General features: G+C 68.5%; 12 protein-coding genes. 7 read left to right on the top strand and 5 right to left on the bottom strand.

Features of this window, described 5'->3' with window-relative positions:
• Positions 1-92: 92 nt before the first annotated feature.
• Positions 93-449 (bottom strand): hypothetical protein, encoded by a 357-nt coding sequence (locus ACIBL3_RS24440; protein WP_396355843.1) that lies wholly within the window; start codon positions 447-449, stop codon positions 93-95.
• Positions 450-470: 21 nt separating this feature from the next.
• Positions 471-737 (bottom strand): DUF2277 domain-containing protein, encoded by a 267-nt coding sequence (locus ACIBL3_RS24435; protein WP_360523065.1) that lies wholly within the window; start codon positions 735-737, stop codon positions 471-473.
• An 84-nt stretch (positions 738-821) separates the two neighbouring features.
• On the opposite strand from ACIBL3_RS24435, the gene ACIBL3_RS24430 reads away from it, so the two are divergent.
• Both ACIBL3_RS24430 and ACIBL3_RS24425 read left to right on the top strand, forming a co-directional pair.
• On the top strand, positions 822-1,460 hold the full coding sequence (locus ACIBL3_RS24430; protein ID WP_396355842.1) for a TetR/AcrR family transcriptional regulator: 639 nt from the start codon (positions 822-824) through the stop codon (positions 1,458-1,460).
• A 2-nt stretch (positions 1,461-1,462) separates the two neighbouring features.
• The gene (locus tag ACIBL3_RS24425) at positions 1,463-2,242 is read left to right on the top strand and encodes a maleylpyruvate isomerase family mycothiol-dependent enzyme (RefSeq protein ID WP_396355841.1); all 780 of its coding nucleotides are present in this window, start codon (positions 1,463-1,465) and stop codon (positions 2,240-2,242) included.
• A gap of 1 nt (position 2,243) precedes the next feature.
• Here ACIBL3_RS24425 and moeZ read toward each other — a convergent pair whose 3' ends face one another.
• From moeZ to ACIBL3_RS24410, 3 genes are all read right to left on the bottom strand, one after another.
• Positions 2,244-3,434 (bottom strand): adenylyltransferase/sulfurtransferase MoeZ, encoded by a 1,191-nt coding sequence (moeZ, locus tag ACIBL3_RS24420; RefSeq protein WP_396355840.1) that lies wholly within the window; start codon positions 3,432-3,434, stop codon positions 2,244-2,246.
• Positions 3,435-3,584: 150 nt separating this feature from the next.
• Positions 3,585-6,020: a hypothetical protein gene (locus ACIBL3_RS24415; protein ID WP_396355839.1), complete on the bottom strand. Its 2,436-nt coding sequence runs from the start codon at positions 6,018-6,020 to the stop codon at positions 3,585-3,587.
• A 233-nt stretch (positions 6,021-6,253) separates the two neighbouring features.
• Positions 6,254-7,171 carry an alpha/beta fold hydrolase gene (locus ACIBL3_RS24410; protein WP_396355838.1) on the bottom strand — a complete coding sequence of 306 codons (918 nt, stop codon included), beginning with the start codon at positions 7,169-7,171 and terminating at the stop codon, positions 6,254-6,256.
• Positions 7,172-7,248: 77 nt separating this feature from the next.
• On the opposite strand from ACIBL3_RS24410, the gene ligD reads away from it, so the two are divergent.
• The 5 genes from ligD (at position 7,249) to ACIBL3_RS24385 (ending at position 9,984) form a co-directional block, all read left to right on the top strand.
• Positions 7,249-8,175, top strand: a complete 927-nt coding sequence (gene ligD / locus ACIBL3_RS24405; protein ID WP_396355837.1) for a non-homologous end-joining DNA ligase — start codon at positions 7,249-7,251, stop codon at positions 8,173-8,175.
• 50 nt (positions 8,176-8,225) lie between these two features.
• Positions 8,226-8,432 (top strand): hypothetical protein, encoded by a 207-nt coding sequence (locus tag ACIBL3_RS24400; RefSeq protein ID WP_396355836.1) that lies wholly within the window; start codon positions 8,226-8,228, stop codon positions 8,430-8,432.
• 153 nt (positions 8,433-8,585) lie between these two features.
• The gene (locus ACIBL3_RS24395; protein ID WP_396355835.1) at positions 8,586-9,215 is read left to right on the top strand and encodes a TetR/AcrR family transcriptional regulator; all 630 of its coding nucleotides are present in this window, start codon (positions 8,586-8,588) and stop codon (positions 9,213-9,215) included.
• 120 nt (positions 9,216-9,335) lie between these two features.
• On the top strand, positions 9,336-9,563 hold the full coding sequence (locus ACIBL3_RS24390; protein ID WP_132326680.1) for a DUF3107 domain-containing protein: 228 nt from the start codon (positions 9,336-9,338) through the stop codon (positions 9,561-9,563).
• 145 nt (positions 9,564-9,708) lie between these two features.
• On the top strand, positions 9,709-9,984 hold the full coding sequence (locus tag ACIBL3_RS24385) for a GlsB/YeaQ/YmgE family stress response membrane protein (RefSeq protein ID WP_396355834.1): 276 nt from the start codon (positions 9,709-9,711) through the stop codon (positions 9,982-9,984).
• Positions 9,985-9,993 lie beyond the last annotated feature (9 nt).

Raw genomic sequence — 9,993 nt, 5'->3', positions numbered from 1 at the left:
AAGCACGGAAACGCGCTCGGTAACCCACGATTGCGCGAGCGAGGTCCCGGCCAGCAACCCACTCCACCCGCAGAGCAGTCACTACATACGGTCTAACCGCCGCACATCGGGACGAGCGGGCGGCCTTCCTGGAAGGCGGTGATGACGGCGAAGGCCTCGAAGATCAGGGCGGCGATCGCGGTGCCGAACAGGATGAGCACGAGGGGCTGGCGGTTGTGCCGGAACCAGCGCACGAGGAGGAAGAGCGCGACCGCGCCGACGGCCAGGCCGGCGAAGCCCAGGACGTACGCCGACGTCGGCAACGGGATCGTGCCGTCGCAGCTGTCCTGCCGCCGGCGGATCAGCTCGGCCTGCGCGTTGGTGTTGATCGTCGACAGCAGCACACCGGCGACCAGCACTCCGAACACCACCGCCTGCCGGTGCCGACCGGCCGGCGGCGCCTCCCCCATGAGTCCGCCCCCCGGTCGGTCTCAGTCGAGCCCGAGCCGGGCCCGCACCTCTGGCCGGCGCAGCGGCGGCACGGTCTGCGGCGGGTTCCGGCGCTGTGGCATCTCGGCCAGCAACTGCTCGGTGATCCGCGCGACCTCGGTCGCGGCGCGCTCGATCGGCTCCCGGGTGGCTCCGCTCAGCGAGCCGACGCCGGTCACCTTGCGCACGTATTGCAAGGCGGCCGCGTAGATCTCCTCAGAGGTCGCGGCCGGCTCGAGTCCCCTCAGAACAGTGATGTTTCTGCACATATCACGACAGTACGTGGCCGCACGGACCAATCGGTGACCTACGGGCTATTGACTTCCCTAACACCTTTAGGTTTTCCTCAGAGCATGAGCGCTACTTCCGGGCTGGACCGCCGGACACGTCGCCGCCAGGAGACCATCGAGGAGATCCTGGGGGTCGCCATCACGCTGATGGAGACCGACGGCGTCGCGGCGCTCAGCCTGTCCGCAGTGGCCCGGCAGCTGGGCATGCAGCCGCCGTCGCTCTACCAGTACTTCCCGTCCAAGATGGCGATCTACGACGCGCTCTTCCAGCGCGGCAGCGAGCTGCTGCGGGACGTCTACCGGACCGCCTACGCGTCCGCCGACACCGACGACCCACTCGAGGTCGGACTGGTCACCGCCACAGCGTTCTGCCGCTGGTGCCTGGACCACCAGGTGTACGCGCAGTTGCTGTTCTGGCGGACGATCCCCGGCTTCGAGCCGAGCCCGGAGGCGTTCGCACCGGCCCAGGAGTCGATCCAGGACCTGCGGGACTACCTGCAGCTCATGGTGGACGCCGGTCGTCTCCGACCCGAGGTGGCGAGTGAGGAGGGCGTCGCGCTCTACACCTCGATGCTTGCCGGTCTGCTCTCCCAGCAGATCGCGAACCAGCCGGACGCGTCCTTCGAGGACGGGCGGTTCATCCGGCTGCTGCCCGTCGTACTCGAGATGTTCTATCAGCGGTATGCACCGACCAGGGGGTAGTCATGACTGCAGTACTCGCGGGGGAGATCGGCCGCGCCGGCCGGGAACGGTGCCGAGTGCACCGGGACGCTGAGCTCGAGGCGTGGCACGAGCTGCTGGCGTCGATCGAGGGGTCCGAGTGGCACCGCCGTACGGTGTGTGACGAGTGGGACGTCGCGGACATCCCCGGGCACCTGATCGGCCAGGCGGAGGACGTGATCACGCCGTGGTCGTTCCCGCGCCGGTTCCGCAAGGCGCATCGGGTGTATCCGGACAAGCCGCGGTTCGACGCGCACATGATGGTGCAGGCCGACGAGCACCGGGGTACGCCGCCGGCCGAATTGCGGGCGTTGTTCGACAAGGTGTGGGCGAAGGCGACGCGGCGGATCTCTCGTAAACCGGAGCTGCTCCGGCGGATCACCATGAACGTGGAGGGTATTCCGATGACCCTCGGGTACATCGAGGACATCCTGCTCGCGCGGGATCTGTGGATGCACCGCGACGACGTCTGCCAGGCGCTCGGGCGGCCGTTCGATGCCGGACCGTACGCCGACGAGGTGATCGCCCAGGTCGTGTACGACGTGGACACGCTGCCGTTCTGGGGCGACCGGCCGGGCGTCGTCCTGGAGCTCACCGGCCAGGGCGGCGGGACCTACCGGCTGGGGAGGGACGAGCCGGTCGGTCGCGCCGCCGTGGACGCCGTGAGCTACATGCGAACCCTGTCAGGCCGCGACGACCACCCAGTCGTCTCCGGCGACCCACTGGCCGCCGAAGCCGTCGCAACCTGCCGCATGCCGTTCTAGATCAGTACGCCGGCTGACTCGGGTCGATCTGGTCGACCCAGGCAACCACACCGCCGCCGACGTGGACGGCGTCGGAGAAGCCGGCGCCCTTCGCGATCGCGAGGACCTCGGCGGAGCGGACGCCGGACTTGCAGTGGAACACCAACTGCTTGTCCTGCGGCAGCTTCTCCAGCGCGACACCCGTCTGGAACTCCGCCTTCGGGATCAGCACCGAGCCCGGGATCCGGTTGATCTCGTACTCGTTCGGCTCCCGGACGTCGATCAGCACGAACTCCTTCTCGCCGTTGTCCTTCAGCTTGATCCACTCGCTGAGCTGCTTGACGGAGATGGTCGAGCCGACGGCAGCGTCGGCCGCCTCCTCGGTCAGCGCGCCGCAGAAGCTCTCGTAGTCGATCAGCTCGGTGACGGTCGGGTTCTCGCCGCAGATGGCGCAGTTCGGGTCCTTCCGGACCTTCAGCGCGCGCCAGTTGAGGTCGAGCGCCTCGTAGATGTTCAGCCGGCCCAGCGACGGGTCGCCGATTCCCGTCAGCAGCTTGATCGCCTCGGTCACCTGCGCGGCGCCGACGGACGCGCACAGCACGCCCAGCACGCCGCCCTCGGCGCAGGACGGGACCATGCCCGGCGGCGGCGGCTCGGGGTACAGGCAGCGGTAGCACGGGCCGTGCTCGGCCCAGAAGACGCTGACCTGGCCGTCGAAGCGGAAGATCGAGCCCCAGACGTACGGCTTGCCGAGCAGCACCGCGGCGTCGTTCACCAGGTACCGGGTGGCGAAGTTGTCGGTGCCGTCGACGATCAGGTCGTACTGCTCGAAGATCCCGAACACGTTGTCGTTGTCCAGCCGCTCCTCGTGCAGGACCACGTTCGTGTACGGGTTGGCCTCGAGAATCGACTCCTTGGCCGACTGCGCCTTGGACTTCCCGACGTCGGACTGGCCGTGGATGATCTGGCGCTGCAGGTTCGACTCGTCGACGGTGTCGAACTCGACGATGCCGAGGGTGCCGACCCCGGCAGCGGCCAGGTAGAGCAGCGCCGGGCTGCCGAGACCGCCGGCGCCGATCACCAGCACCTTGGAGTTCTTCAGCCGCTTCTGCCCGGCCATCCCGACCTCGGGGATGATCAGGTGCCGCGAGTACCGGCGAACCTCGTCGATGGTGAGCTCGTCAGCCGGTTCGACCAGCGGTGGCAATGACACGTGTCGGCTCCTCGTGAACGGTGTAAGTCAGGCTCTCCGGTTTTCAACCATCCTTCCCTTCTCCATGTTCCCGCACATTCCCAAACGGCCCGGCGTGGGTCCGCATCCCGGGATCGGAGTCTCATGGAGGGGATGCGGACCGCCCCCACGTCAGTCGTTGTCCGTGATGGTGCCCTTCACAGCGACCGCCGTGCCGTCCTTCAGCTGACCCATGAGGTTGACGATCTTGTCGCTCGGCGCGGACAGCTTGACCGGGAACCGTACGACGCCAGCCTTCTCCGACGCAGTCCCGTCGCCGATCGTCAGGGTCGGTGTGGCGTCGTCGTCGAGCACCAGCCCGTGACCGAACGACTGGTTCAGCAACCCCTCGCGAGGCGCCGACAGCACCAGACTGAACGGCAGGTCGTAGCTGTCCCGCGTGTTCCCGGCGACCGGCACGCTCACCTTCTGCCGCACCTGCCCCGGCTTGAACACGAGCTTCCGGGTGACATCCCCGACCGCCGTCCCCAAGTCCCCGTTCGTCTCGACGTACACGCTGACCGTGCGGATGCTCGGTCGCGACATCGTCACCCAGAAGTCCATCGACTTCGTGCCCTTGTCGCCTTCCTTCACGGTCACGTTCGACGCGGACAGCTGCGGCAGCAACCGCGCCGGAGCCGACAGCCCGACCCCAGGCGACGAGAACGCGACATCACTTACGTACGCCGACCCACTGGCCACCCGATCGGTCCGCAGCTCGACCACACGCACGTCCCGCAGGTCCACACCCTTCAGCGACCGCACTGGGATCCGCACGGTCCGCAGCAGGTTCTTCGGCAGCCCGCTGCTGTCGCTCCCCGGCATCCGCACCAACGCATCGCTGACAGTCGACACCGGTACGACGGCTGCCCGCCCCTTCCCGTCGACCACGCGCACACTCAGGTCGGTCCGCGGTGCACCGACCGGGTCAGGCGCTGCACGGAACGACAGTGCGGCAAAGCGCCGTACGTCGCGCTGCCAAGCGGGCAGGTTGAGTCGCAGGACACCGTCCTTCCCCGTCCACTTCAGCTTGGTCACCGCAGTGGTCGGTGTGCGAGCGGCGTACCAGGAGGCGCCCCAGTGCGGCGCGTTGGCCCAGTCGTCTGTCGTCATGCACGTCGCTGTCGCGGTCGCCCGACCGGATGGCTCGCTCAGCCCCGCACACACCTCAGCCGACGCCTTGCCAGTCACCGCGCCAGCCGGCAGCGCCTTGTCGAGCGCGTTCACATCCCGCCGCGACACCAGCGGCGCCTGCGACACCACCCGTACGACGGCTCGCCCAGCCGACGCAGCGCGTGAGTCAGACCCGTCGAACTGCGGCAGGAACTGCTTCTCCTGGCCGAGCTGCAACCGGAAGAAGCCCGCGATGTACGCCGTACCGACCGCTTGCTGCTCCTTGGCCGTCAACCGGCCCGCGTACTTCGCTCCGCACGGCGACTCCTTCTCCTCGCCGAACCAGTCGTCACTCGACGGCGCTTCGGACTGACCTGGAGTCCACTCGGTGTTGAAGAAGTTGTGGTTCGCGCCGAGCACGGTCACGGTCGACCGGGGCGCGGTGTCGCCGCTGACGGAGTAGCGGGTGTCGTCGTAGAACGTCTGCCCCTGCAGGTCAGCGACGTCACCGTCGCAGTACGGCAGCAGCACGCTCATCGCGACACCCGGCACAGTGGCACGGGCGAAGTCGGTCGGCGCGAGTGGCAGCACCGCGCGGATGCCGTACTGCCCACCGCGATCGGCATTGAGTACGGCGGCCCGCGCGACACCCTCACCACCACGCGAGTGGCCCATCAGACCGATGTTCTGCAGGTTCACCTTGCCGACGAACTGGCGCCCGAACGGACCGCCGCCAGTCGTCGACCACTTCTTCCACAGCGCCAGGTGGTCGAGGATCAGCTCGGCCCGTGCCTGCGCGCCCGAGTCGTAGACGTCACCGTCGTACGCGTTGACGGCGTTCGCGCTGATCGACACGACCTGGTAGCCGTGGCTCGCGAGCGCTTCAGCCGGAGCGTCGTACCCGCGGAAGCTCGGCACCGGCTTCAGTCCGACCGGGCACGGCCACGGCTTCTCGGGCTGGTCGACCTCCTCGCCGTAGCAGTACTGGTGCCTGCCGTGCAGGAAGAGCACCAGCGGCCGCGGCCCGAGCGCACCGCGCGGCGAGTACACCTTCCCTCGTACCTCAGCCCGTTGCTTGATGCCCGGCAGGTAGACGGCCTCGTCGCCGAGGTCGTACTCGGCCGTGGCGACCTGATACTTGCCCGGAGCACCGGGATCGTCCTTCAGCAGCGGCCCCTGCTTCGCTTTCAGCCAGTCGGCATCGGTCGGCCCGGCCGCCTGGCCCCGGTTCCGGCCCTCGCTCTTCCCGAGGTCACCCGACCAGACAAGCCGTACGTCGCGTGCCTTGAGCACAGCCGGATCCGTGGTGACCAGGGTCAGCGTCCGCTGGTCTGGAGCTTGCCTCGCCACACCGATCGGTTTGCCGTTGACGGCCAGCAGCGGCAGCGACGCGCGCATCGGCGCCGGCGCGTCGAGGCGCAAGGTCAGCTGGTAGCCCCCGGCCACCGGCCGCACGTCCCAAGTGTTGCCATTAGCAACTGACGCTGGCGGAAGTTGCGGTGTGGCGTTCGCCGGCAGCGCCCCCACACCCAGTAGTGCGACCATCCCCAGCGACAGGCTTCCGATGAGTCTGCCCGTTACCCGCACAGTGGTCCTCTCGTTCGACGAACTCGGTGTTCGTCCGACTTCATGAGCGAGAGGAAAGTTGATCCGACCAGGCGCTCAACCGTGTCTCAGTACGACCACAGCTACGACTCGATCAACTGCCGGAACGCGCGCTCGACCTGGGGGGCGTGTTCCATCTGGGCGACGTGCCCGGACTGCGGGATGTAGAGCGACCGCGCGTTCCGGAAGCTGCGCTGGGCCTTGGTCCGGATCCGCGGGTCGACCAGCCGGTCCTTGCCGCCGTACACCAGCAGCACCGGGCACTCGACCTGAGCCGCGACGGCCCACAGCGACCTGTGCGGCAGGGCGACCGACGACCGCAGGATGCTGCGGGCGCCCTCGACCGTCGCCTGCATGCCCCACGGGTCGCCGTCGCGGCGGCGCAGCTCCGCCTCGTACGCCGCCCGCACCTCGGCCGGCAGCAGCCGCGGCTCACCGAACACCATCGCCAGGGAGGCCCGGAACCGGCGGTCGAACGGCATCCGCCGAGTCCGCTCCAGCACGACCCGGCCGAGTCGCGGCGTGGCGACCGCGGTGAACCACAGCGCGCTCGCGGACACCCGCGGATGCGGCAGCGCGGGCGAGATCAGGGTCAGCGAGGCAACCAGGTCAGGCCGGCGCGCGGCCAGCGCCACCGACGAGGCCCCGCCCATCGAGTTGCCGAACAGGTGCAGCGGCCCGCCGCACTCACGCTCGATCAGCTCGATCAGTACTTCGACCTGCTCGTGGATCCCGGCCGCCCCGGCCAACGGCGTACGGCCGAATCCCGGGAGGTCCGGTGCGATGCCACGCACGGTGTCGCTCAGTCGCAGTCCCAGCTCGGTCCAGTTCAGCGACGACCCGCCGAGGCCGTGCACGAACAGCGCGGGCGGGAGGTCCGCCGCGACACCGGGGACCTCTCTGACCAGGAGATCCACCCCCGCGACCGGCACCTGCCGAGCCGGCCATTCCTGCGCACCGAGCGGCACGCCGCTGCCGGTTACTGACGCGTAACTCTCCACGAGTCCCATGGTAAGACCCCCGAGCCCGCGAACCGAGGTGGCACGTTAGGACACGTTACGGGTGGAGACTGGGAGGCATGGCAGCCGCACCGCAGCAACTGACGACTGAGGTCGATGGGCAGACGATGAAGCTCACCAACCTCGGAAAGGTGCTGTACCCGCAGACGGGCTTCACCAAGGCCGAGGTGATCGACTACTACCACCAGGTCGCCACGCTGCTGCTGCCGCACCTGTCCGACCGTCCACTGACCCGCAAGCGGTGGCCTGACGGCACGGAGGCGGCGTACTTCTTCGAGAAGAACGCTCCCCGCGGTACGCCGTCCTGGGTGCGCACCGTCACGTTGCCGACGCCTGGCAGCTCGACCGGACGCGACGAGGCCGACTTCGTGGTCGCGGACGACGTACAGACGGTGGTGTGGCTGGCCAACCTCGCAGCACTCGAGTTGCACGTGCCACAGTGGCGGATCGGGCTGTCGGACCACGGCAAGGACCCGCAGGCCGACCTGATCGTGTTCGACCTCGACCCAGGGCCGGGAGCCACGATCGTCGAGTGCTGCGACGTGGCGCTCGCACTGCGGGAGCTGCTCAGCCACTTCGGGCTGGAGGGTTGGCCGAAGACATCGGGCAACAAGGGCATGCACATGTACGTGCCGATCGAGCCGGCGTCGTCGCGGAAGACCAGTGCGTTCGCCAAGCAGCTCGCGGAGCAGCTGGCCGAGGCGTTGCCGGAGAACGTGACCGCCAACATGACCAAGGCGCTCCGCCCTGGCAAGGTGTTCATCGACTGGAGCCAGAACGCCAGCGCCAAGACCACGCTGGCGCCGTACTCGCTGCGCGGCTCCGACGAGCCGCGGGTGTCCACCCCGATCGATTGGGACGAGGTGGCCTCGGCGACCAGCCCGGAGGAGCTCAGGTTCCTGCCGCACGAGGTGCTGGCCCGGATCGAGGAGTACGGCGACGTCCTGGACGGCATGTACGACGACCCGAAGCCACTTCCTGTGTGACCGCAGTAACCGTTCGTGACCGTCGTTCCATCGAGAGGAGAGTGAGTCGCATGACCAGTGAGACCGACTACGAGGGTCCCGGCTTCGACAACGTCCCGGACGACGCGCCCGAGGCCGACGTGCTGGAGCAACGCCAGAGCTCGACCGTGGTGGACGACCGCTCCGGGGACTCCGGCGTACCGATCGAGGCCGATCCGGCCGATGTGGACGAGCAGCGCCGCGAGATCGGCGATCCGGACGAGGACGACTATCGCTGAGCGTGGATCAGTACGCCGCAGCGACGCGCAGTACCACGATGGAACCCCCATCGGCGGGGAAGCTACTGGCCGGAAGGACTGCTGGGTAGGATTCGGGGAACGACCCGGCGGTCGAGCCCGAGCCGCCGGTGCCGCACCACCGAAGGAGCCGACGTGTCGACGACACCCGAGACCGCGCCGAAGCGCGGTAGCCGCCTGCCGCGGCTGGCCCGCCGTGCGCAACTGCTCGAGGCCGCCCAGGAAGTCTTCGTCGCCAACGGCTACCACGCCGCCGCGATGGACGACATCGCAGACCGCGCCGGCGTTTCCAAGCCGGTCCTGTACCAGCACTTCCCCGGCAAGCTGGAGCTGTACCTGGCGCTGCTGGACACCTCCTGCGACGCGATCGTCGCCTCGGTCCGGGACGCGCTGAAGTCGACCGAGGACAACAAGCAGCGGGTCGCGGCCACCATGCATGCGTTCTACGAGTACGTGGCGAACGCGCAGGGCGCCTTCCGGCTGGTGTTCGAGTCGGACCTGACCAACGAGCCGGCCGTGCGCGAGCGGGTCGACCGGGTCACCCACACCTGCGCCGAGGCGGTGTCCGAAGTAATCAGCGCGGACGCCGGCCTGAACCGGGAGCAGTCGATGGTGCTGGCCGTCAGCCTGGTCGGGATGGCTCAGGTGAGCGCCCGCTACTGGCTGGCCGCGGACAACTCGTCGCTGACGCAGGACAACGCCGCCGACCTGGTCGCGTCCCTGGCTTGGCGCGGCATCGGCGGTTTCCCGCGCACCGACAGCTGACCGCGCGGCCGCCGTACCCGTTCTGCTCTCGGCGGACGGGTGAGAGCTGGCGGCGTGCAGCGGATAGGCTCGAACAGTCACCGGCGAGAGCCGCCGGTCGGAACGTGCCCGGAGGGTTTCGTGGAGGTCAAGATCGGCGTGCAGCACGCCAATCGTGAATTGGTGCTGGAGAGCGAGCAGAGCCCGGACGAGGTGCAGCAGGCCGTCGCCGACGCGCTCAGCGGCAAGTCCGGCCTGTTGCAGCTGACCGACGACAAGGGCCGCCGGGTGATCGTGCCCGCCGACCGGCTCGCGTACGTCGAGATCGGTGAGGTGTCGATCCGCAAGGTCGGGTTCGGCGCGATCTGATCCCGGTCCGGACACAGTCGCGCGTGTCCCCGTAGCGGAGTGCCTCGCACCGGGCACGATGGCGGTAGACCTGCGTTGCGGTGGTCTGGTTTGGTCACGGGGCACCGGACAGGGGCGCAGGTCAGCCATCCCTCAAGGAGGAACCGTGTACTGGGTCTGGATGATCATCGTCAGCCTCATCGCGGGCATCATCTTCGGGCCGCTGGCCCGGCTGGTGCTCCCCGGCAAGCAGAACATCAGCCTCGGCTGGACCATCCTGGGCGGCGGCATCGGCGCCTTCCTGGGAGGCCTGATCGCCTACTTCCTCGGCGTCAAGGACACCAGCGGACCGGACTGGATCCAGTACCTGATCCAGATCATCTGCGCCGCGATCGTCATCGGGATCATCTCCGCCCGCAACAGCAAACCATCCGCCGCCTGAGGCATCACA

It is taken from the genome of Kribbella sp. NPDC050124 (assembly GCF_044460355.1).
Classification (GTDB): Bacteria; Actinomycetota; Actinomycetes; order Propionibacteriales; family Kribbellaceae; genus Kribbella.
The sequence above is the reverse complement of the archived record's forward strand: the minus strand, read 5'-3'. Positions and strand labels throughout refer to the sequence as shown.

Excerpts from the sequence above, each read along its gene's own strand:
- ACIBL3_RS24440 (WP_396355843.1), bottom strand. The coding sequence starts at position 449 with ATGGGGGAGGCGCCGCCGGCCGGTCGGCACCGGCAGGCGGTGGTGTTC.
- ACIBL3_RS24435 (WP_360523065.1), bottom strand. The coding sequence starts at position 737 with ATGTGCAGAAACATCACTGTTCTGAGGGGACTCGAGCCGGCCGCGACC.
- ACIBL3_RS24430 (WP_396355842.1), top strand. The coding sequence starts at position 822 with ATGAGCGCTACTTCCGGGCTGGACCGCCGGACACGTCGCCGCCAGGAG.
- ACIBL3_RS24425 (WP_396355841.1), top strand. The coding sequence starts at position 1,463 with ATGACTGCAGTACTCGCGGGGGAGATCGGCCGCGCCGGCCGGGAACGG.
- ligD (WP_396355837.1), top strand. The coding sequence starts at position 7,249 with ATGGCAGCCGCACCGCAGCAACTGACGACTGAGGTCGATGGGCAGACG.
- ACIBL3_RS24400 (WP_396355836.1), top strand. The coding sequence starts at position 8,226 with ATGACCAGTGAGACCGACTACGAGGGTCCCGGCTTCGACAACGTCCCG.